Source organism: Paraburkholderia caledonica, from assembly GCF_000383275.1.
In the GTDB taxonomy this organism is placed as follows: domain Bacteria; phylum Pseudomonadota; class Gammaproteobacteria; order Burkholderiales; family Burkholderiaceae; genus Paraburkholderia; species Paraburkholderia caledonica.
This window is the reverse complement of the sequence record NZ_KB911034.1, coordinates 574,205-596,005: the sequence shown is the minus strand read 5'-3', so window position 1 is coordinate 596,005 and position 21,801 is coordinate 574,205. Positions and strand designations below refer to the sequence as shown.

17 protein-coding genes are annotated in these 21,801 nt (G+C 62.3%); 1 reads left to right on the top strand and 16 read right to left on the bottom strand.

Annotated features, from left to right (window positions below):
* The first annotated feature begins 97 nt into the window (after positions 1-97).
* On the top strand, positions 98-2,446 hold the full coding sequence (locus H281_RS0102725; protein WP_020065554.1) for a Tex family protein: 2,349 nt from the start codon (positions 98-100) through the stop codon (positions 2,444-2,446).
* Between the two features lie 154 nt (positions 2,447-2,600).
* On the opposite strand, the gene H281_RS0102720 is transcribed toward H281_RS0102725, so the two are convergent.
* From H281_RS0102720 to rlmN, 16 genes are all read right to left on the bottom strand, one after another.
* Positions 2,601-4,487 (bottom strand): potassium transporter Kup, encoded by a 1,887-nt coding sequence (locus H281_RS0102720; RefSeq protein WP_027804236.1) that lies wholly within the window; start codon positions 4,485-4,487, stop codon positions 2,601-2,603.
* A gap of 295 nt (positions 4,488-4,782) precedes the next feature.
* Entirely contained in the window at positions 4,783-5,373 is a 591-nt protein-coding gene (locus tag H281_RS0102715) for a phosphoribosyltransferase (protein ID WP_020065552.1), read from the bottom strand.
* A 3-nt stretch (positions 5,374-5,376) separates the two neighbouring features.
* A complete protein-coding gene (locus H281_RS0102710) occupies positions 5,377-6,723 on the bottom strand; it encodes an adenylosuccinate synthase (protein ID WP_020065551.1) in 1,347 nt (448 codons plus the stop codon).
* A gap of 133 nt (positions 6,724-6,856) precedes the next feature.
* Positions 6,857-8,008, bottom strand: coding sequence for an ATP phosphoribosyltransferase regulatory subunit (locus H281_RS0102705; protein ID WP_020065550.1), 1,152 nt, complete (start codon positions 8,006-8,008; stop codon positions 6,857-6,859).
* A 225-nt stretch (positions 8,009-8,233) separates the two neighbouring features.
* Complete coding sequence (locus tag H281_RS0102700; RefSeq protein ID WP_020065549.1) at positions 8,234-8,425, bottom strand: DUF2065 domain-containing protein; 192 nt, start codon at positions 8,423-8,425, stop codon at positions 8,234-8,236.
* Between the two features lie 46 nt (positions 8,426-8,471).
* A complete protein-coding gene (gene hflC, locus H281_RS0102695) occupies positions 8,472-9,374 on the bottom strand; it encodes a protease modulator HflC (RefSeq protein WP_020065548.1) in 903 nt (300 codons plus the stop codon).
* A 12-nt stretch (positions 9,375-9,386) separates the two neighbouring features.
* Positions 9,387-10,781, bottom strand: a complete 1,395-nt coding sequence (hflK, locus tag H281_RS0102690; RefSeq protein WP_020065547.1) for an FtsH protease activity modulator HflK — start codon at positions 10,779-10,781, stop codon at positions 9,387-9,389.
* 47 nt (positions 10,782-10,828) lie between these two features.
* Positions 10,829-12,001, bottom strand: coding sequence for a GTPase HflX (gene hflX / locus H281_RS0102685; protein ID WP_033379419.1), 1,173 nt, complete (start codon positions 11,999-12,001; stop codon positions 10,829-10,831).
* A 73-nt stretch (positions 12,002-12,074) separates the two neighbouring features.
* Positions 12,075-12,311, bottom strand: a complete 237-nt coding sequence (hfq, locus tag H281_RS0102680) for an RNA chaperone Hfq (RefSeq protein ID WP_006051315.1) — start codon at positions 12,309-12,311, stop codon at positions 12,075-12,077.
* A gap of 143 nt (positions 12,312-12,454) precedes the next feature.
* Positions 12,455-13,792 (bottom strand): ribosome biogenesis GTPase Der, encoded by a 1,338-nt coding sequence (der, locus tag H281_RS0102675; protein WP_027775398.1) that lies wholly within the window; start codon positions 13,790-13,792, stop codon positions 12,455-12,457.
* A 706-nt stretch (positions 13,793-14,498) separates the two neighbouring features.
* Entirely contained in the window at positions 14,499-15,644 is a 1,146-nt protein-coding gene (gene bamB / locus H281_RS0102665) for an outer membrane protein assembly factor BamB (RefSeq protein ID WP_020065543.1), read from the bottom strand.
* Between the two features lie 76 nt (positions 15,645-15,720).
* Complete coding sequence (locus tag H281_RS0102660; protein ID WP_020065542.1) at positions 15,721-16,350, bottom strand: YfgM family protein; 630 nt, start codon at positions 16,348-16,350, stop codon at positions 15,721-15,723.
* A gap of 78 nt (positions 16,351-16,428) precedes the next feature.
* A complete protein-coding gene (hisS, locus tag H281_RS0102655; protein WP_020065541.1) occupies positions 16,429-17,769 on the bottom strand; it encodes a histidine--tRNA ligase in 1,341 nt (446 codons plus the stop codon).
* 20 nt (positions 17,770-17,789) lie between these two features.
* Positions 17,790-19,106 carry a flavodoxin-dependent (E)-4-hydroxy-3-methylbut-2-enyl-diphosphate synthase gene (gene ispG / locus H281_RS0102650; protein WP_020065540.1) on the bottom strand — a complete coding sequence of 439 codons (1,317 nt, stop codon included), beginning with the start codon at positions 19,104-19,106 and terminating at the stop codon, positions 17,790-17,792.
* 85 nt (positions 19,107-19,191) lie between these two features.
* Positions 19,192-20,277: a helix-turn-helix domain-containing protein gene (locus H281_RS0102645; protein WP_020065539.1), complete on the bottom strand. Its 1,086-nt coding sequence runs from the start codon at positions 20,275-20,277 to the stop codon at positions 19,192-19,194.
* Between the two features lie 216 nt (positions 20,278-20,493).
* Positions 20,494-21,645, bottom strand: a complete 1,152-nt coding sequence (gene rlmN, locus H281_RS0102635; RefSeq protein WP_027804235.1) for a 23S rRNA (adenine(2503)-C(2))-methyltransferase RlmN — start codon at positions 21,643-21,645, stop codon at positions 20,494-20,496.
* Positions 21,646-21,801: the final 156 nt, after the last annotated feature.

Sequence of the window (21,801 nt, the reverse complement as noted above, 5' to 3'; positions counted from 1 at the left end):
GCAACCTGGTCGCAGCGCGCACGCACTGCGTGCCCGGCGCCGCAAGGCGCCGCCGGCGCACGGCCCTTGACCGAGTCCGCAGGAAACCCAAGAGCTTATGACGGAAACCGTAGCACTCAAGATCGTACAGCGCATCGCCGCCGAACTGTCCGTACAGCCGCGCCAGGTCGCGGCCGCGGTGCAACTCCTCGACGAAGGAGCGACTGTTCCGTTCATCGCCCGCTACCGTAAGGAAGTGACCGACAATCTCGACGACACGCAGTTGCGTAATCTCGAAGAACGCCTGCTGTATCTGCGCGAACTGGAAGACCGGCGCGCGGCGATCGTCGCGAGCATCGACGAACAGGGCAAGCTCACCGACGAGCTGCGCAACGCGATCGAAGGCGCCGACAGCAAGCAGGTGCTCGAAGACCTGTATCTGCCGTATAAGCCGAAGCGGCGCACCCGCGCGCAGATCGCTCGCGAAGCCGGCCTGCAGCCGCTCGCCGACGCGCTGCTCGGCAATCCGCTGCTCGACCCGCAAACCGAAGCCACCGCGTACGTGGACGCGGAGAAAGGTGTCGCGGATGTGAAGGCCGCACTCGACGGCGCCCGCGACATCCTCTCCGAGCAATTTGGCGAAACCGCCGATCTGCTCGGCAAACTGCGCGATTACCTGTTCAACCAGGGCGTGGTGTCGTCGAAAGTGGTCGAAGGCAAGGAAACCGCTGAAGAAGAGAAATTTCGCGACTATTACGACTATGCGGAAACGATTCGCACGGTGCCGTCGCACCGTGCGCTCGCGCTTTTCCGCGGCCGCAATGCGGGCGTGCTGATGATCAAGCTGGGTCTCGGCGAAGAACTCGACGCACAGGTGCCCCATCCGGGCGAAGCGCTGATCGCACGTCACTTCGGTATTGCCAATCAGAACCGGCCGGCCGACAAGTGGCTTTCCGACGTTTGCCGCTGGTGCTGGCGCGTGAAGGTTCAGCCGCACATTGAAAACGAACTGCTGACCAACCTGCGCGACGAAGCCGAGCACGAAGCGATTCGCGTATTCGCGCGCAATCTCAAGGACCTGCTGCTGGCCGCACCCGCGGGACCGAAGGCCGTGATCGGCCTCGATCCAGGCATGCGCACCGGCGTGAAGGTCGCGGTGGTGGATCGAACCGGCAAGGTACTCGTCACCGACGTGATCTATCCGCACGAGCCGCGCCGCGACTGGGACGGCTCCATCGCGAAACTCGCGCGCATCTGCGCGCAGACGCAGGCCGAACTGATCAGCATCGGCAACGGCACGGCGTCGCGGGAAACGGACAAGCTCGCGAGCGAACTCATTGCACGCCATCCGGAGTTCAAGCTGCAGAAAATCGTCGTGTCCGAAGCCGGCGCGTCGGTGTACTCAGCTTCCGAACTGGCCGCGAAGGAATTCCCCGACATGGACGTATCGCTGCGCGGCGCGGTGTCGATCGCGCGGCGGCTGCAAGACCCGCTCGCCGAACTCGTGAAGATCGAGCCGAAGGCGATCGGCGTCGGGCAATACCAGCACGACGTGAATCAGCGCGAACTCGCGCGCTCGCTCGACGCGGTCGTCGAAGACTGCGTGAACGCCGTGGGTGTTGACGCGAACACGGCGTCGGTCGCCCTGCTCGCGCGCGTGTCCGGGCTGAACGCCACGCTGGCTCGCAACATCGTCGATTATCGCGATGCAAACGGTCCGTTCCCATCGCGCGACCATCTGCGCAAGGTGCCGCGTCTCGGTGACAAGACGTTCGAACAGGCTGCGGGTTTCCTGCGCATCAACAACGGCGAAAATCCGCTCGACCGCTCGTCGGTGCACCCGGAAGCTTACCCGGTCGTTGAACGGATCCTCGCGAAGATCAACAAGCACGTTGGTGAAGTGCTCGGCAATCGGGATGCGCTGCGCGGCTTGTCGCCAGGCGAATTCGTCGACGAACGTTTCGGTCTGCCGACCGTGCGCGACATTCTGCTCGAACTCGAAAAGCCGGGCCGCGATCCGCGCCCTGAGTTCAAGACGGCGACGTTCCGCGAAGGCGTCGAAAAAGTCAGCGATCTGACGCCGGGTATGGTGCTCGAGGGCGTCGTCACGAACGTCGCGGCGTTCGGTGCGTTCGTCGACATCGGCGTGCATCAGGATGGGCTCGTGCACGTGTCGGCAATGTCGACGAAGTTCATCAAGGACCCGCACGAGGTCGTCAAGGCCGGACAGATCGTCAAGGTCAAGGTGCTCGAAGTCGATGTGAAGCGTCAGCGTATCGCGCTCACCATGCGCCTCGACGACGAGTTCGGCGCGGCGGCGGCGCGCAGTGGCGGCGGTGCGCAGCAGGATCGCGGCAACTTTGGCCGCTCGGGTGGCAATGGACGCGGCGCGTCGCAACAGCGCTCACGCGAACCGGAAGCAGGCGGCGCAATGGCTGCGGCATTCGCGAAGTTGAAGCAAAAGTAAAAGTCTCTGTGTTCAGTGGACGAAGCGCTTATGCACCACTGAACACGCACCTTCTACCACGCGTCAGCCAATAAAAAACCCACGCATTTGCGTGGGTTTTTTGTTTCCGCAGAAGCATTCTGCGATGCAAACGGGCAAGGCACGCCCTGCGCCGTCATATCTCGATCTTCGTACCCAACTCCACTACGCGATTAGCCGGAATACTAAAGAAGTCCGTCGGCTTGGCGGCGTTCTGGTGCATCCATGCGAAAACACGCTCGCGCCACACCGACATGCCTGGCAATTGTGTCGGCACCACCGTTTCGCGCGCGAGGAAAAACGACGTATCCATCAACTCGAAGGTCATGTCGTGCGTACGGCCGATTTCGGTGAGCACTGCTTTCACGTCCGGCGTTTCGTTGAACCCGTATGCGGCCTTGACCAGATACAGACCACCGTCGATGTTCTTCACCGTCACCCGCTCGGCGTCGTTCACATACGGAATGTCGCGCGTGACGAAGGTCAGGAAGATCGTGCGTTCATGCAACACCTTGTTGTGCTTCAGATTGTGCAGCAGGCTGACCGGCACCAGCGAATCGCTGCCCGTCAGATAGATCGCCGTACCCGACACACGATGCGGCGGGTGCGCAAGCAGGCCCTGCAGGAACGGCATCAAAGGAATGCCGTCGGCGGCCGTGCGCTCCTTCACGATCATCCTGCCCTTGAACCATGTCATCAGCAGGAAGAACAGCAGCGCGCCGATGCCGAGCGGTAGCCAGCCGCCCTCTTCCACCTTCAGCAAGTTCGCACCGAAAAAGCCTAAGTCGATCGTAATGAACACAGCGATGATCAGCCCGACGAGGAACTTGTTCCAGTTCCACACCTTCACCATCACGACACAAGCGAGGATGGTCGTGATGACCATGGTCGCGGTCACCGCGATGCCGTATGCGGCCGCGAGATTGTCCGAGCTTTTGAACGCGATCACGATGCACAGAATGATGAACAGCAGCATCCAGTTCACCACCGGCACATAGATCTGGCCGATTGCGAGTTCGGATGTGTGCAGGATCTTCATACGCGGCACGTAGCCGAGCTGGATCGCCTGGCTCGTCAGCGAATACGCGCCTGAAATCACCGCCTGCGAAGCGATCACGGTCGCGACCGTCGACAGCACGACCAGCGGCAGCAACGCCCATTGCGGAGCGAGCAGGAAGAACGGATTCTCGATCGCTTTGGCGTCGTGCATCAGCAACGCGCCTTGGCCGAAATAGTTCAGCACCAGCGACGGCATGACCAGCACGTACCAGCCCATGCGGATCGGCTTGGCCCCGAAGTGGCCCATGTCCGCGTAGAGCGCCTCAGCGCCGGTCAGCACCAGCACCACCGAACCAAGCACGACATACGCTTGCAGTACATGCGCGGCCATGAAGGTGTACGCGTAATACGGGTTCAGCGCGCGGATCACGTTCGGCGATTGCACGATATGCCACAGCCCGAGCGCAGCAAGCACCACGAACCACACCAGCATGATCGGGCCGAACAACCGGCCAACCGTGGCCGTGCCGTGCCGCTGGATCCAGAACAGCAGCACAAGGATCACCATGGTCAGCGGCAATACGAGATGCGACAGATGAGGCGCCGCAATCTCCAGCCCCTCGACCGCGGAAATCACGGAAATGGCCGGCGTAATGACTGCGTCGCCATAAAACATGCAGGCGCCGAAGATGCCGAGCATCATCAGCAATCCGGCCATTTTCGATTTCTCGTCGAGCGAACGCAGCGCCAGCGCCATGAGCGCGAGCACGCCACCCTCGCCGTTGTTGTCCGCGCGCATCACGAACAATACGTACTTGATGCCCACCACGATCACGATGGCCCAGAACAGCAGCGAGATGACGCCCAGGATGGATTGATCGGTAAGCGGGATGCCATGCGACGGGCTGAAGGCTTCTTTCAGCGCATACAACGGGCTCGTGCCGATATCGCCGAACACCACCCCGATCGCGGCGACCGCGAGGGAAGGTAGTGGCTGTTTGTGCACGTGATTGTTATCTGTCATAAACGCGAGGAAATCCGTTCCCAGGGCGGAAAAAGCGACCGCTATTCTAAACCGCCTGTCTGAAGCCGCCCGGCTTGTTGTGGATACACCACGTGGATGGTCCGCGCAGTGTAGCACTGCGGTATGTGCGCGTCTGCTGTACGAATTGCTACGCGGCGCATGTCATCGCAGGCTGCGAAGCGTAGGTGCCGGTGACTGCGCGCACACAAAAAAACGGAGCCCAATTGGGCTCCGCTTCGGATGCGTTGCATAGCACGGTGCAGCACTGAGTGCCGCTAAACGTTGCGATGCCTGCTCAGTTTCCCGAGGACTCCTGCGCTTGCGCGACGCCGCGCTTGATCCACGCGCCGAGGTTATGCGGACGAACCGTGTCCCACTCCTCGAACGGCTGATGAATCCACGGATTCGTAGGCAGATACTGCACGTGATAATCGGGCTTCACTTTCGAGCAGCCTTTGTACCAGAGCACTGCGGAACGCACTGCCGTGATCGCCGGGTAGCGCTCTTTCAGATGCTGCTGAACCCGTGCGAGCGTGACGCCCGAATCGACGAGATCGTCGACGAGCAGCACGTTGCCGTGCAGTTCACCGCGCGTCATCGTGATGTATTGCGCGATGTCCAGTTCGCCCTGCTCCGTGCCGGCCGCTTCACGATACGAACTCGTGGCGAGAATAGCCAGCGGCAGATCGTAGATACGCGAAAGCTGGTCGCCCACGCGCAAACCGCCACGCGCGAGGCACAGGATCTTGTCGAACTTCCAGCCTGATTCATGCACGGCCATGGCGAGCAATTCGATCAGCCGGTGATATTCGTCCCAGCCGACCCACAGGTTCTTGTCGTCGTTGCGCGGATCTTTCATCGCAATCATGGGGAGACCTTGCACCATCGCTTAAGCCTTGAACGGATGACGAAGCAGAATGGTCTCGTCGCGATCCGGACCCGTGGACACCATGTCGATAGGAATGCCCGCCACTTCCTGAACGCGCGACAGATACGCACGTGCGTTCGCCGGGAGCTTGTCCCATTCCTTGATGCCGACGGTGCTTTCCTTCCAGCCCGCGAAGGTTTCGTACACCGGCTCGCAGCGCGCGACTTCCGACGCGCCGCGCGGCAGCAGATCGACGTTCTTGCCGTCCACCGTGTAGCCGACACAGAGCTTCACTTCTTCGAGACCGTCGAGCACGTCGAGCTTGGTCATGCACAGGCCCGACACGCCGTTGATCTGGATCGAGCGGCGCAGTGCTGCAACGTCGAGCCAGCCGGTGCGGCGCGGACGGCCGGTTACCGAGCCAAATTCCTTGCCGACGGTGGCGAGTTCCAGACCGATCGCTTCCTGACGCGCGGCGTTGTCCGCGTCGTACAGTTCGCTCGGGAACGGGCCCGAACCGACGCGTGTGCAGTACGCTTTGGTGATGCCGAGAATGTAGTTCAGCTTCTGCGGACCGACGCCCGCACCCGCAGTCGCTGCGCCCGCGACGCAATTGCTCGACGTGACAAACGGATAGGTACCGTGGTCGATATCGAGCAGCGTGCCTTGCGCGCCTTCGAACAGCAGGTTGCTGCCAGCGGCGTTCGCGTCGTACAAACGGCGCGACACATCCGTCACCATTGGCTTCAGACGGTCGGCATAGCCCAGCATCGTGTCGAGCGTTTGCTGGAAATCGACAGCGGCGACGCCCAGGTACTGCGTCAGCACGAAGTTGTGATAGTCCAGGTTTTCGCGCAGGCGTTCGGCGAAAGTCTCCGGCTCGAAGAGGTCCTGAACGCGCAAGCCGCGGCGCGCCACCTTGTCTTCGTATGCGGGGCCGATGCCACGGCCGGTCGTGCCGATTTTGCTCGCACCGCGGCGCGCTTCGCGGCCCTGGTCGATAGCAATGTGGTACGGCAGGATCAGCGTGGTGGCTTCGGAAATGAACAGGCGTTTCTGAACGTCGACGCCGGCGGCTTCGAGCTCGCCAATTTCCTTGAACAGCGCTTCCGGCGACAACACGACGCCATTGCCGATGTAGCACGCGACGCCGGGATGCATGATGCCCGACGGAATCAGACGCAAGATGGTTTTCTTGCCGCCGATGATAAGCGTGTGACCGGCATTGTGACCGCCCTGGAAGCGAACGACGCCGTGGGCGTGGTCCGTCAGCCAGTCGACGATCTTGCCCTTGCCTTCATCACCCCACTGGGTCCCCACGACGACGACGTTACGCCCGGGGTTCACATTCACTGCGCTGGCAGACATGTTGTTTCGTAAGCTGGTTAAAAACGTATTCTACCTAGGTTCGCGGAAGCATCCTGAATTTTTCCGTTTCCGCTCAACGGTATGCACGTTATGGTGGGTATTGCGAAGAAGCGCGGCTCGTATCGGAGCGCGCTCAGGAACGCGGTTCAACCGTCCATGCGCCGTTGCGCTCGACCAACACGCGGTCGAACGCGAATTCATCCAGGTCGTGCTCGTGGCCAGGCAGTGCCTGAATCACCACTTCGCCGGCATCGCGCAACGCGGCGACGCTCACACGCAGCGCGTCGTCGTGCTGCCACGGCGCAAGGATCGCGCTGCTGCGCGCTTCGACAGGCGAGATGCGCGCCACTTCGCGCAGATCGAGCGAAAAGCCCGTCGCCGCCCGTGCGCGCCCATAAGCCTGCCCGACATGGTCGTAACGGCCGCCGCGCGCCACGGCGTTCGGCACGCCGTCCACGTAGGCCGAGAACATGACGCCGCTGTGATACGCGTAGCCGCGCAGATCGGCGAGGTCGATCATGACTTCGGCGCCTTCCACCTGGCTCGCGAGGAAGGCGAGGTCGTCGAGCGCACGCGCGATAGCGGGAGCATTCGGCAAGCGGGCGCGTGCCTCCTCGAGCACCGAGGCGTCCCCGTAAAGCGAGGGCAGCGAGCGCAACGCATCGCGTGTCACGGCCGTGAGGTTCGCGGTCAATTCAACGAGCCGCGGCACGTCCTTGCCCGCCAGCGCGTCGTACAGCGATTGTCCCAGCTCGGCCGCCGCCGGTTCCGCTTCGATCAATGCGGCGAGCACGCCCGCGTGGCACAGGTCCAGACGAACCTTGGCGAGGCCCGCGAGACGCAGCGCATCGAGCATTAGCTGCTGGATTTCGAGATCGGCCTCGAGCCCCGCATGACCGTAGATTTCGGCGCCGATCTGAATCTGCTCGCGCGTCGCGTGCAAGCCGCGCGGCCGCGTGTGCGCGACATTTCCGGCATAGCAAAGACGCGTGACGCCCTGGCGGTTCAGCAGATGCGCGTCGATACGCGCGACCTGCGGCGTGATGTCGGCGCGCAGGCCGAGCGTGCGTCCCGACAACTGATCGACAAGCTTGAACGTGCGCAGATTGAGGTCGTGCCCGCCGCCCGTCAGCAGCGACTCGATGTATTCGAGCATCGGCGGCATCACCATCTCGTAGCCGTACGAGCGGAAACGGTCCAGCAGATGGCGCCGCAACTCTTCGATCTTGCGGGCTTCCGACGGCAGCACGTCGGCAATATTCTCGGGAAGTAACCAGGTCGACATCGATACAGTCCTACGACGTTGAACACGGCGGCTGAGTGCGCCGGTAAGTGAGAGTGTTTGGCGGGCCAGGGCTCGATTCTGGCGAGTTCGGCAGCTTTCCGGATGCGGCCCGTATTGCGTTGGACCGAAAGCGCAGGTTCCGCAGCGAGCCGCCGCGCAAATGTGCGACCTTGCTCACACCCGAACTCGCGCCGCACGCGGCATCGCGCTAACCGACCTGCTGTCTCAGGTCACGAAAAACAGCAGAATCAGCCCGAGCAGCATCACGATCAGCCCGCCGACACGAATCTGATGCGCCGGTCGTTCCGCTATTCTACGGAACGTGTCGCGCCAGGCGCTCGGAAAAACGAACGGGAACATCCCCTCGATAATCAGCATCAACGCGATCGCGAGCAGTAACGAGCCGACTATATCCATGCTAAAGAAGGGGGCCGCGATGCGAATGCCGCGGCGTTCCGGGTTATTAGTGTTTGCGCGGAGCCGCGGAAGCGTCCGGGGCGAGGCCGCCGGTCGAACTACGCATGAAGCGGAAGAACTCGTTGCTCGGATCGACCACGATTACGTCGCCTGGCTTGAAGGTCTTCCGGTACGCCTGCATGCTTTGGTAGAACTGATAGAACTCCGGGTCGCTGCCGTACGCTTGCGCGGCGATCTCGGCGGCGTTTGCGTCGCCCTCGCCCTTGATGGTTTGCGCCTGACGGTAACCGTCCGCGAGAATCGCCTGCTGTTGCGCGACCGCGTCCGCCCGGATCTTGTCGGCCTCGGCGGCACCCTTCGCGCGCTCGTCGGCCGCGGCCTGCTCGCGTTCGGCGATCATCCGCTTGTAGACCGAGTCAGCCATGGAGGCCGGAACATCGACCCGCGTCAACTGGACGTCCACGACCGACACGCCCAGCGACGCCGCACTCTTCGCCATCGCGGCGCGGGCTTCGTCGGCGAGTGCCTGCTGTTTGGCCAATGCGTCGGATAACGTGTACTTGCCGAACGCGTCGCCGAGCGCACTGCGCGCAACGAGGGCAATGCGGTCCGGCAGGCTCTGCACGTCGCCCTTCGTTTCGGTCAGCAGCTTCAGCGGATCGGTCACGCGATATTTGACGACAGGGTTTGCGAGCAGATCGTTCTTGTCCGACGTGACGTAGCGATCTTCGTCCGGCGCGTCGAGCGACTGGATGCGGTTATCGACAAGCGTCACCGTTTGCAACGGCGGCGGCAACTTCACGTGCAAGCCTGGACCGAGCAAGGTGGGAGCGGCGTCGCCACGCGGGGACAACACTGCCATATGACGCTGGTCGACAACGAACACCATCGACGAAGCGGCAAACAGCACGATGACAACGGCAATGACGAGCGCAATGATCTTGTTCATGATGTGCGCCCCTTATTGAACGTCGTCTTCACGCGTACGGCTGCGGAAGGAATCGCGTGAGCGCAGCGCGTCGCTGCTGGCCGCCGCCCGGCTGGCGGGTGTGGCGGCTGCGGCAGACGCAGACACTGCAGGCGCGGCCGCCGTCGATCCGCCTGCGGCGGGCGCATTGGAAGTCGCTACCTGCGGCGCGCTGGCGGCCACGCCGCCCGATGCCGCCGTGGCGGCTGCAGCAGAATCGGCCACCCGTTGACGAGTCTGCTCGACCAGCTTGTCGAGCGGCAGATACAGCACATTGTTGCCGCTCTTGCTGTCCACAAACACCTTCGTCGTATTCGAATAGATCTGCTGCATGGTTTCCAGATACATGCGCTCGCGAATGACCGCGGGCGCTTTCGAGTATTGCGCATAGACCTGCTTGAAGCGTTCGGCGTCGCCTTGCGCCTCAGCCACCGTTTTGTCGCTGTAGGTTTTCGCGTCGTCGATCTGGCGCGCCACATCGGCTTGCGCGCGCGGCAGCAGATCAGCGGCGTACGCCTGCGCGTCGCGCTTCGCACGCTCGTTCTCCTGACGGACCTTGGCAGCGTCGTCAAACGCGGCCTGCACCCTGTCGGGAACCTGCACGCCCTGGATCGTCACACCGGTGACAGCGAGGCCGGACTGATACTCATCGAGCGATTGCTGGATCGCCGCCATTAACTGCTGACGAATTACTTCGCGATCCTGACCAAGAATTTCGTCTGTGCTGCGCGCGCCGACGATGCCGCGCACCGCCGCCTGCGCGGCCTGCATCACGCCCTGATCGGGATCGACGCTGCGGAAAAGGTAATCGGTCGGCTTGCGAATCTGGTACTGCACCGCAAAGCGCACGTCGACGATGTCCGCGTCGTGCGTGAGCATGGACGCGTCTTTCACATTCGCGAGACGCACCACGTTATTGCGGCCGATTTCCACCTGGCGAACCTGGCCGATATTGACGAGCTCATGCGCTTCGAACGGATAAGGCAGGCGCCAGTGCACGCCTTGCCCCGCCGTGTAGCGATATTTGCCGAACTGCATCACAACGCCGGCCTGGCCGTCTTGCACGACGAACACACCACTGCCGAGATAGATTGCGATCAGCACGCCGATGACGATGCCCACGCCGATGCGCGCGCCACGGCCGTTGTCGGGACGGCCGCCGCCGACACCGCCGCCCTTGCGGCCGAACATGCGGCTCAGACGGCGGTTGAAATCCCGCCACATCTCGTCGAGATCGGGGGGACCTTCACCTTCCTTGGTCTGAGGACGCTTGGGCTCACCCGGCCGCTGACGCTCGCCATTGCCGTCGCCACGGCCCCAGCGGGGATCGTTCAGTGAAAACATGGCGCGCATGCGCAGCCAGATACTCCGCTCGTTGTAATCGTTCACCTGTGTTCGTTCACCAGAGTAGACAGCGGGTATGCAATTGGAACGGGTCAGTGCCCGAGTTCTGAGACCTTGCGCTCGTCGCGCGGTGCCGCCGACCGGTCTTCTTCCGAGGAGTCATGCGGCGTGTCGGACAGAGCTTCCGCAGTAGCGATCTCAGCGATGGCAGCGCGCAATGTATCCAGCCCCTGCCCCGTGCGCGCGCTCAAAAAGACGCGCGAAATATTACCATACTCGTCCCGCTCGACCGCGTCCCCGCGGGCCGCCAACTCCGGCACTGCGTCGATCTTGTTGAACACGAGCACCTGCCGGATCGTGTCCGCACCGATCGCGTGCAACACCTCGTTGACCTGATCAATCTGGTCGAGTCGCACCGCGCTCGACGCGTCGACGACATGCAGCAGCAGATCGGCGTGAATTGTTTCCTCGAGCGTGGCGCGAAACGCCGCAACCAGTTGGTGGGGCAGTTCGCGAATGAAGCCGACCGTGTCGGACACCACCACTTGCCCTGCTTCGTCGCCGAGATAAACGCGGCGGGAGGTCGTGTCGAGCGTGGCAAACAGCTGGTCGGCCGCATACGCCTGCGCCTTCGTGAGCGCGTTGAAGAGCGTGGACTTGCCCGCGTTCGTATAGCCGACCAGCGACACCGACATGGTCTGATTGCGCGAGCGCTGGCGGCGCTGCGTGCCATGCTGACGGCGCAGTTTTTCGAGCCGCGTCTTGAGCGCCTTGATACGCTCGCCGATCAGCCGGCGGTCGGTTTCGAGCTGCGTTTCGCCGGGACCGCGCAAGCCGATACCGCCTTTTTGCCGCTCGAGGTGGGTCCATGCGCGGATTAGCCGCGTCGACAGATACTGCAGTTGCGCGAGTTCCACCTGCAGCTTGCCTTCATGGCTGCGGGCGCGTTGCGCAAAAATATCGAGGATGAGACTCGTGCGGTCGACCACGCGCCGATTAAGCGCTTGCTCCAGATTGCGCTGCTGGGCAGGCGCAAGAGCGTGGTTGAAAATGACGAGTTCGATGTCGTTCGCCTCACACGCGAGACGCAGTTCTTCGGCCTTGCCGCTGCCGACGAACATCTTCGCATCGGGACTGGCCCGGCGCCCGGTGAGGGTGACTAGAGGATTCGCGCCCGCGCTTTGCGCGAGCAGGCTGAGTTCTTCGAGACTGGCTTCGAAATCGATCTTACCGAAGTCGATGCCGACAAGCGCTGCATTGATCAAATTGGAGGGTATCAAAATGAGGCGGCCGGAGGTGATCGCCAACGGGCGACGCTACGCCGGCCGCGACGGGGGTTTAGGACTGTTCAGAATCCGGGTGGAAATTCACCGGACGGGCTGGCACGACAGTCGAGATTGCGTGCTTGTAGACCATCTGGGTGACCGTATTCCGGAGCAACACGACGTACTGGTCGAACGATTCAATGTTCCCTTGAAGCTTGATGCCGTTGACCAGGTAGATCGACACCGGCACATGCTCTTTACGCAGTGCGTTCAAAAACGGGTCTTGTAACAATTGCCCTTTGTTGCTCATAGCAAACTCCGTATTTTTTTGCAGGTTGACTAAATTGACGACAGAAGAAAAAGGTATCCGCCGTCAACCGCTACACTATAGCCGATTTTCGTTTTCGCGCGGGCACCCTGCCCAAGCGGCCAAACCCAACGCACATGCGGGTTTCAGCCTTTGTCCGCGTAAGGGTTGGTCGACGATCTGAACTCTATTCGCAATGGAGTCCCGGTCAGCTTGAAAGTTTCACGGAAGCGGTTTTCAAGGTAGCGTTTGTACGTTTCGGTGATCGCATCGAGTGCGTTGCCATGAATCACAATGATCGGGGGATTCTGTCCACCCTGGTGCGCGTAACGCAATTTCGGCCGCACCGGACCACGGCGACGCGGCTGCTGAAACTCCACTGCATCGATCAGCGCACGCGTGAGCTTCGGCGTGGGCAACTTCGCCATTGCCGCGGCGTACGCGTCGTCCACCGAGCGCATCAGCGGACCGATACCTGTTTTTTCCGCTGCAGAAATGAAATGGAACTTGGCGAAGTCGAGGAATTTTAGTTTGCGTTCGAGATCCGCTTTGGTGCGCTCGCGCACATGCGAATCGAGCCCGTCCCACTTGTTTACGCCGACCACCAGAGCACGACCTTGCTCCACCACGAAGCCGGCGATATGCGCGTCCTGTTCCGAAATGTCCTGACGCGCGTCGAGCAGCAAAATCACGACATTCGCGTCCGAAATCGACTGCAGCGTTTTCACCACCGAGAACTTCTCGATCGCTTCGAACACCTTGCCGCGACGGCGCAAGCCCGCCGTATCGATCAGCGTGTACGGCTTGCCCTGGCGTTCAAAGTCGACGTAGATCGAATCGCGCGTAGTGCCCGGCATATCGAACGCGATCACGCGCTCTTCGCCGACCAGTGCATTGATCAACGTCGACTTGCCGACGTTCGGACGGCCGACGATCGCGATCTTGACGCCGCGCGCTTCCTTCTCGTCGTCGCTTTCCTCGGGCTGGCCCGCGTAAGCGACGCCGAGCGCCTCATTGATCATCTCCGTGACGCCGTCGCCGTGTGCAGCCGAAATTGCACGCGGATCGCCGAGACCGAGCTCGTAGAAGTCGGCGGCGACCGTGCTGTACTTCATCCCCTCGGCCTTGTTGACGACGAGGAAGATCGGCCGGCCGGTCTTGCGCAAGTAGTCGGCAATTGACTTGTCTTGCGGCGCAAGGCCATTGCGACCATCGACAATGAACACGACGATGTCCGATTCCTCCACCGCCTGGCGGGTCTGGCGCGCCATTTCATGGAGAATGCCGTCTTTCGCGACGGGCTCGAAACCGCCGGTATCGACGACCAGGTACGGCCGCTCGCCCGTACGCCCTTCGCCGTAGTGGCGATCGCGTGTGAGGCCGGGCAGATCGGCAACGAGCGCATCACGCGAACGCGTGAGACGATTGAAGAGTGTGGATTTCCCCACATTGGGGCGCCCTACGAGGGCAATAACGGGTTTCATCAGATCTTGTTCACAGTGAAACGCGGATCGGAATCGACCGTCCGCGTTGCGACGCCATTGCGCCGCTAGACGGCAGCGTTTGACGAAAATTATCACGAATTCGGCCAGCCCCGGCTGCGCTGTCCATATGCGCGCCGAGGCGGACGGGGGTTTGACTGTATGCGCAGCGCGGCGAGGCTACGAGGCTTCGTTTTGCTGCGGGCAGTTCGCTCGCGAATTGCGCTGCCCGTCTTGCAACGGCCAAGAACGGCGCCGCGAGCGGTGAACAAGCCACATTGGGCGTTTCTGTTGGCCCGTGTGCGTCACCGCTGTACGCTGCCACTGGTCGCCGCTTTGTTTGCCGCCTTCGCTGAGTGGCTTTCGCAGCTGGGTTTCTCGGCCGCGTTGGTCGGCCGCTGTTTTTCAGCCGCCGCTTGTAGCCGCTTCATTGGCCGTTTTCGTTGGCTGCTTTTGCCGGCCGTTGCCGTTGGCCGCTTTCATTGGCCGCTTTCATTGGCCACTTTCATTAGCCACTTCATTCAGCCGTTCTTGTCGGCCCGCCGACCCAGCCAGTGCGGCGGAATTCCATTTCCATACTGACTTGCAATGCCGCCTTGCGGGATAACACGTGCGCCGCCGAACGCAAAGAACACGGCACCTGCATCCACCGCCAACAGCGTTCGGCCGGCAAAGCCGGCCTGCCCGCTTGGGCGGCGTTCCCGCAAAATCAACGCGGACGATAACCGTACAGGTCGCCGTCGCGCGTTTGCACGACGAGCGTCTCGCCGGCCAGCACCGGTGCCGCCGAAATAGCGCTGCCGTCGGTCTTCATGCGTGCGACTAGCGTTCCGTCGTCGCGCGACAGGAAGTGCACGTAACCCTGGTAGTCGCCGACCACGGCCGCATGACCGAGGATGAACGGCACGCCCAGTTCGCGATTCTTAAGCTTGTCGTTCTTCCACAGCTGCGTGCCATTCGTGACGTCGAACGCGGATACGACTGACCAGTCGTCCGCTGCGACAACCGCGCGGTCGTCCTGCGCGAGACCGCTCGAACTCGAGAACGCCTTTTCCCACAGCGCACGGCCAGAGTTCGCATCGAAACAGCCGATCTGCCCTTGGAACGTCACCGCACAGGTTTCCGAGCCGACCAGCGTGGGCGGTCCGGTCACGTCGTTGATGCGCTCCACTTCGGTCACGCCCTTCGGATAAGAAACCGGCGTTTGCCAGTAGTTCTCACCCGTCTGCAGATTGATCGCGGCAAACGCACCGCCGGGGAACCCGGCCAGCACAGCCGCGTCGCCGGCGAAAGTCATACCCGACGACACGCGCAGGTTCAGCGGCACCGCGCGGTTGCGGTAGTTCCACTTCTGCTCGCCGGTTTGCGCATTGAATGCGACGATCTGTCCGTCCACCGTACGCACGACCACCAGACCGTTGCCGACGAGCGGCGGCGAAATGATTTCGCCCGGTGCCTTGGCCGTCCACAATTGCTTGCCGTCCGCGCCGAGCACATAGACGTCGCCCTTCAGGCCGCCGACCGCCGCCAGCGTGCCGTCGCTGCCAACACCTGCGGAAATGTCGTCGTGCAGCTTGACTCGCCAGATGTCTTTGCCGGTTTGTGCGTCGATCTTCGCGACCGAGCCGTTTTGGCCGGCCGCATAGACGGCGTCGCCGACCGCAACCGGCGAGAACAGATAACGACCTGCCTTACCGACGCTCGTCTTCCAGGCTTGCTGCACGTCGAGCACGGGTTTGAACTCGGTGAGCGGCGTCGGCACGCGGCGCTCGTCTTTCGTGGATGAGCATGCCGCGAGAGCGAGGACGGTCATCGCACAGACAACGGGCACAGCGTAACGTTTCAGCAGATTCATCGGTGGACGAAGCATTCAGGAAATAGGTTAAAGAAAGACCGGTTGGTCGTTGCACGCGGTGCACCGCACCCGGCGCTTAGCCGCCCAGCGCGTCGAGCTTGAACTGGATCAACTGACGTGCGGAGCTGTCATTCTTCGACAGCGATTCGAGCGCGAGCTTGTATGCCGCGCGCGCGTCGTCACGCTTGCCCTGAGCGGCGAGCAGATCGCCGCGGCCGTTTGCGACGATGCCTTTGAACGCATCGGACTGCGGCTCGGCGAGCAGTGCGAGACCCTGGTCGTAAGCCTTTTCGTCGAGCAGCAGCGAAGCAAGCCGCAACTTGGCGATCTGCTTGAACTCGTCGTCCTTCGCGTGATCGATGGTCCATTGCAGCTGGGCTTTTGCCGCGGCTTCGTCGCCTGCGGCATAGAGCGCCTTGGCGGCGCCAAGCGCGGTCATTTGCGCGTAGGCCGTGCGGCTGAACTTGTCTTCCATGTCTGCAGCGACCCGCGTGATCTTCGCCTTGTCGCCCGACGCCACAGCCTGCTGCACCTGGTCATACAACACAGCGGCTTCCGCTGCCTGACGCCGCTGCCAGAAATTCCAGCCGTTCCAGCCTGCCGAGACGACCAGCGCCACCAGCACGATCCATGTGGTGGCATTACCCCATTGCGCCCACCAAGTCTTCAGACCTTCAATCGATTCTTGTTCGTCGTGGTAACTCATTGCCCGGCGATTTCCTCTTTCTTGCTACGTGTGCGTGTCGAGCCTGATTGATCACCAACCGGCTCGACGACATCGCGATCAGTCGTCGCCGTCTTCGGCGGTTGCAACCATCGCATTGATTAGAAATTCGGTCAAGTCTTCGGCGGGCACGTTTTGTTGCTCGTTTTTACCGCCGCTCGCCTGCGTATCTCGCAGCGGTTTGACCCCGACCGTACCGTTCGCGATCTCATCTTCCCCGAGCACCACCGCGAACGCGGCGCCGCTTGCGTCGGCGCGCTTCATCTGCGATTTGAAGCTCGCCGACTGACCGTCAGCGCTGCAATGCAGGATCACGTCGAGGCCGGTGTCGCGCAGCCGCTCGGCGATGATGAAAGCCTGCTCGCGCGCGGCGTCGCCTTGATGGACTACGTAGACGTCGCAACCTTCGTCTTCAGGCACGAGCTTATCTTCCTTCAGCAACTCGAGAATTCGCTCGATGCCCATCGCCCAGCCGCACGCCGCCGTGGGCTTGCCGCCTAGCTGCTCGATCAGCGGATCGTAACGGCCACCGGCCGCGACGGTGCCCTGCGCGCCCAGCTTGTCCGTCACCCATTCGAACACGGTCAGATTGTAGTAATCGAGACCGCGCACGAGACGCGGATTGATCTTGAACGGAATGTTGTTCGCTTTGAGAATGCGCTGCAAACCTTCGAAGTGCGCGCGCGACTCCTCGCCCAGGAAATCGATCAGCTTCGGCGCGTTCTGCGCGACTTCCTGCAGCGCCGGATTCTTCGTGTCGAGCACGCGCAGTGGGTTCGTGTAGAGACGTCGCTTCGCGTCTTCGTCGAGCACGTCCATGTGCTTTTCGAGGTAAGCGATCAGTTCCACGCGATGCGCCGCGCGTTCTTCCGCGAGACCGAGCGAATTGATTTCGAGCTTGATGCCAGTCAAGCCCAGGTCGTCCCACAAGCGCTGGCACATCATGATGATTTCAGCGTCCGCGTCCGGACCGGCAAAGCCCAACGCTTCCACGCCGACCTGATGGAACTGGCGATAACGGCCGCGTTGCGGACGCTCGTGACGGAACATCGGGCCGATGTACCAGAGGCGCTTCGGGCCGTCGTACAGCATGTTGTGCTCGATCGCCGCGCGCACCACCGCCGCCGTATTTTCCGGGCGCATAGTCAGATTTTCACCGTTCAACGCGTCGGTGAAGCTGTACATCTCTTTCTCGACGATGTCGGTCACTTCGCCGATACCGCGCGTGAACAGCTGCGTATGTTCGACGATCGGCGTACGAATATTCTGGTATCCGTACGAACGCAACATCGACTTGACGGTGGTTTCGAAAAATTCCCACAGCCCGGTGTCCTGCGGAAGGATGTCGTTCATGCCCTTCACGCCCGACAGCTTTTCGAGCTTTTTCTTCTGTTCAGTCATCTGTATCCGATAGCCGATGTTTAGTTGAGCGCCTCGGCGCGGCCGTACCGGCGCTCGACGTAGTCACTCACGATTTGCTGGAATTCTTGCGCAATGTTTTCGCCGCGCAGCGTCTTTACCTTCTCGCCGTCGATGAACACCGGGGCCGCCGGATTCTCGCCCGAACCAGGCAGGCTGATACCGATGTTCGCCTGCTTCGACTCGCCCGGACCGTTGACGATGCAGCCCATCACCGCGACGTGCATTTTCTCGACGCCAGGATACTGATCGCGCCACACCGGCATCTGCGTGCGCAGATACGTCTGGATTTGCGACGCGAGTTCCTGGAACAGCGTGCTCGTCGTGCGGCCACAGCCGGGGCACGCGATCACCATAGGTGTGAATGAGCGCAGGCCCATGGTCTGCAAAATTTCCTGGCCGACGATGACCTCGCCGGTACGCGACGCGCCCGGCTCCGGGGTCAGCGAGATACGGATCGTGTCGCCGATGCCTTGCTGCAGCAGCACCGACAGCGCCGCCGTGGACGCGACGATGCCCTTGGAGCCCATGCCCGCTTCCGTCAACCCGAGGTGCAGCGCGAAATCGCAACGGCGCGCGAGTTCGCGGTACACCGCGATCAGGTCCTGCACGCCGCTCACCTTGCACGACAGAATGATCTTGTTGCGTGAAAGGCCGAGTTCGACCGCGCGCTCGGCCGAGCCGATGGCCGACTGAATCAGCGCTTCGTACATGACGCTTTGCGCTTCCCACGGCGTCGCGCGGGCAGCGTTTTCGTCCATCATTTTCGCGAGCAGATCCTGGTCCAGACTGCCCCAGTTGACGCCGATGCGCACCGGCTTGTCATACTTCGCCGCCGCTTCGATCATTTGGGCGAACTGGGTGTCGCGTTTCGCGCCGTGCCCAACGTTGCCAGGATTGATCCGGTATTTCGACAACGACTCCGCGCACGCGGGGTAGTCACGCAGCAGCAGGTGACCGTTGTAGTGGAAGTCGCCGACGAGCGGAACCGACACGCCCATGCGGTCGAGCTGCTCGCGCACCGCCGGCACGGCCGCGGCCGCCTCCGGCGTATTGACCGTGATACGCACCAGTTCCGAGCCGGCTTGCGCCAGCTCCTTGATCTGGATGGCCGTGCCAATCGCGTCGGCGGTGTCCGTGTTCGTCATCGACTGGACGCGCACGGGCGCATCGCCCCCGATGGTGACGAGCTGGCCACCCCAGCGGACGTCGACCGCGTGCGACTTGCGCCGCGCAGCCTGTCCGCCGAACACCGGCTCGTTTGACACGATCTTGCTACTGGATTGGGATTGAGCTTCGGATTGCATCGAAAAACCCATTTACGCCACGCGCGTCACACAAAGATGCGACGCCTCAATTGAAAAAGCGCCGCGGTCCGGTTGGCCGCGGCGCACACCGTCTATATCAAGGCAGCGCAAAGCGCGCCACATTGCCTTTCGCCGCCGCATATTTCGACGGATCGACCGGCTGACCGTCCAGCGTCAACGACTCAAGACCGGCCTTGTTGCCAACCGTGACCTTGAAAGGCGCCTCGCCCGTCACTTCCTTTGTATCGCCAGCATGCACGAGGCCGGAGAACACTTCTTTGCCGTCCTTGCCGCGCACACTGAACCAACTGTCTTTCGTCACGCGCAGCGCAATGATTGCGGACCCCGCGACCGGCGCCGATGCTGCCGCCGCCTTCGTCGAGTCACCGGCGACAACCGCCGGGGCGCTAGCAGCAGGCGCCGCCGTGACGGGCGGCGCGGAAGCCGGCGCGGTCCCGGCCGCAAGCGGCACGGGCATCGGCGTAGCCGACGCTCCGCTCTGGCCGGCAGCCTGCGCCTCGGACTCGGACGCGGCCTCTTGCGAAATTGCTTCGGAACCCGCTGCCGGACCTTGCGCGACAGTGCCCGACGCGCCCGTGGCGCCACCGCCCCCACCATTCGCGCTCGCCTTCAGGCGCGCGAGCCATGCTGTTGAATCGCCCCCATTGGTGTGCCACATGGCGAGCGAAATCACCGCGACGATCACCGCCGCCACGCCCCACAACCACGAGCGGCTTTTTTGTGCACCGCCGCCAAGCGACAGCGACACCCGGCCGCGCGGCAAGTCCTTACCTGAGGATGCGGGCATTGACAGGTCCGGCGCCGCCACACCCTTCTCGCGGCGCAATGCCTGCGTGAACGGAGCAGGATCGGCGCCGAGCATCTTGGCGTAGCTGCGCACCACGCCGAGAGCGAAAGTGGTGTCCGGCAAGTGGCTGATGTCGCCCGATTCGAGCGCGCGCAACTTGGCGGGCGCCACTTTCAACCGGGCCGACACGTCTTCGATCGACCAGCCCTTCGACTCGCGCAGTTGCGTCAAGCGCGCGCCAACCGCCGCAAGCGAGTCGAGGCCCGGCTGAGCAACAGGCTGTACGACAGGCTGCAGCGCCGCCCGCGAGGCAGATGCCGGGTGGCTCTCGTTCGTGTCTGTGTCCTGCGGCTGCGGGTGCTGCGGCTCACTCATCCCAAATCCTTTCGCGTCGATTCTTTTTCACTCGTGCGACCGGACCGGTCCAAACTTCATGTCCGAATCGCAGACCGTTTATAACAAAATGCGCGGCCTCATGTGCCGCTTCCGATCGATTCTGCAAACTTTCTTTTCAATCGCCGGCATGCCTGGCGCTTTAGAGTATTGACGGGCGTTTCGCGCCCTAATACCCGAAGGCGCCGCCCTTGCGACCTACACGGCACGAACTTCAATGATCTTCGCTGCCTTCCCGGTGCGCTCAGCAAGGCGCGTGCGGTCTTTCACCGCACCGGCCAACTGACCGCAGGCAGCGTCGATATCATCGCCGCGTGTTTTACGCACCGTGGTGACGACGCCCGCGTCCATCAACACTTGTGCAAACCGCTTGATCTGTTCCTGTTTCGAGCGCACGAGGCCCGACTCGGGGAACGGATTGAACGGAATAAGGTTGAACTTGCATGGCACGTCGCGTGTGAGCGCCAGCAACTCGCGCGCTTGCGCTTCGCTGTCGTTCACGCCGTCGAGCATGCAATATTCGAAAGTAATGAAATCGCGCGGCGCGACTTTCAGATAGCGCTGGCAAGCCGCCATCAATTCGCGCAGCGGATATTTTTTGTTCAGCGGCACCAGCATGTCGCGCAACGGATCGCTCGGCGCATGCAGCGAAACAGCCAGCGCAACGGGCAGATCGGCGCCAAGCCGGTCCATCATGGGCACGACGCCCGAGGTCGACAGCGTCACGCGCCGGCGCGACAAGCCGTACGCGTTGTCGTCGAGCATCAGGCGCATGGCAGGCACGACCGCGTCGTAGTTCAGGAGCGGCTCGCCCATGCCCATCATCACGACATTCGTGACGACGCGCTCACCTTTGCCGTCGCCACCCGAGGCGCGACCACCGTCCACCCCGCGCGATGCCCGCAGCGCGAACTCCGCCATGCGCAACTGGCCGATGATCTCGGCGGTCGTGAGATTGCGGGAGAAACCCTGCTTGCCGGTCGAACAGAAGCGGCAGTTCACCGCGCACCCCGCTTGCGACGACACGCATAGCGTGCCACGCGTTTCTTCGGGGATAAAAACGGTTTCGACTGCGTTGCTGTTGCCGACGTCGATCAGCCACTTACGTGTGCCGTCGGTCGAAATATGGTCGCTGACGATGCCCGGCATCGAGATCGTAGCGCGGCCCTTCAGCTTTTCGCGCAAGGACTTCGCAAGATCGGTCATGCCGTCGAAGTCTGCAGCGTTGTACTGGTGGATCCAGCGCTGCAATTGCTTGGCGCGAAACGGCTTCTCGCCCAGGCTGTCGCAATAGGCGACGAGCCCTTGGGCGTCGAGGTCGAGAAGGTTGACGGTGGAACTGCTCGTCATATCGAATCCTGCCATTTCAGTGCGAGACTGCGTTCATGCAACAAGCTGCATGAACGCAAAGCCGTTCGCGCCCATCCCTGCTGCTTTTACCTTACTACTTTGCCCAGCGATTCGTGTGACTAAACGAAACCGGCTGCACAACCGCCGGGGCAATCC

What these genes read in the sequence shown, in the direction of transcription:
- H281_RS0102725 (WP_020065554.1), top strand. Translation starts at nt 98, where the DNA reads ATGACGGAAACCGTAGCACTCAAGATCGTACAGCGCATCGCCGCCGAA.
- H281_RS0102720 (WP_027804236.1), bottom strand. Translation starts at nt 4,487, where the DNA reads ATGACAGATAACAATCACGTGCACAAACAGCCACTACCTTCCCTCGCG.
- H281_RS0102715 (WP_020065552.1), bottom strand. Translation starts at nt 5,373, where the DNA reads ATGGTGCAAGGTCTCCCCATGATTGCGATGAAAGATCCGCGCAACGAC.
- H281_RS0102710 (WP_020065551.1), bottom strand. Translation starts at nt 6,723, where the DNA reads ATGTCTGCCAGCGCAGTGAATGTGAACCCCGGGCGTAACGTCGTCGTC.
- H281_RS0102705 (WP_020065550.1), bottom strand. Translation starts at nt 8,008, where the DNA reads ATGTCGACCTGGTTACTTCCCGAGAATATTGCCGACGTGCTGCCGTCG.
- H281_RS0102700 (WP_020065549.1), bottom strand. Translation starts at nt 8,425, where the DNA reads ATGGATATAGTCGGCTCGTTACTGCTCGCGATCGCGTTGATGCTGATT.
- hflC (WP_020065548.1), bottom strand. Translation starts at nt 9,374, where the DNA reads ATGAACAAGATCATTGCGCTCGTCATTGCCGTTGTCATCGTGCTGTTT.
- hfq (WP_006051315.1), bottom strand. Translation starts at nt 12,311, where the DNA reads ATGAGCAACAAAGGGCAATTGTTACAAGACCCGTTTTTGAACGCACTG.
- der (WP_027775398.1), bottom strand. Translation starts at nt 13,792, where the DNA reads ATGAAACCCGTTATTGCCCTCGTAGGGCGCCCCAATGTGGGGAAATCC.
- bamB (WP_020065543.1), bottom strand. Translation starts at nt 15,644, where the DNA reads ATGAATCTGCTGAAACGTTACGCTGTGCCCGTTGTCTGTGCGATGACC.
- H281_RS0102660 (WP_020065542.1), bottom strand. Translation starts at nt 16,350, where the DNA reads ATGAGTTACCACGACGAACAAGAATCGATTGAAGGTCTGAAGACTTGG.
- hisS (WP_020065541.1), bottom strand. Translation starts at nt 17,769, where the DNA reads ATGACTGAACAGAAGAAAAAGCTCGAAAAGCTGTCGGGCGTGAAGGGC.
- ispG (WP_020065540.1), bottom strand. Translation starts at nt 19,106, where the DNA reads ATGGGTTTTTCGATGCAATCCGAAGCTCAATCCCAATCCAGTAGCAAG.
- H281_RS0102645 (WP_020065539.1), bottom strand. Translation starts at nt 20,277, where the DNA reads ATGAGTGAGCCGCAGCACCCGCAGCCGCAGGACACAGACACGAACGAG.
- rlmN (WP_027804235.1), bottom strand. Translation starts at nt 21,645, where the DNA reads ATGACGAGCAGTTCCACCGTCAACCTTCTCGACCTCGACGCCCAAGGG.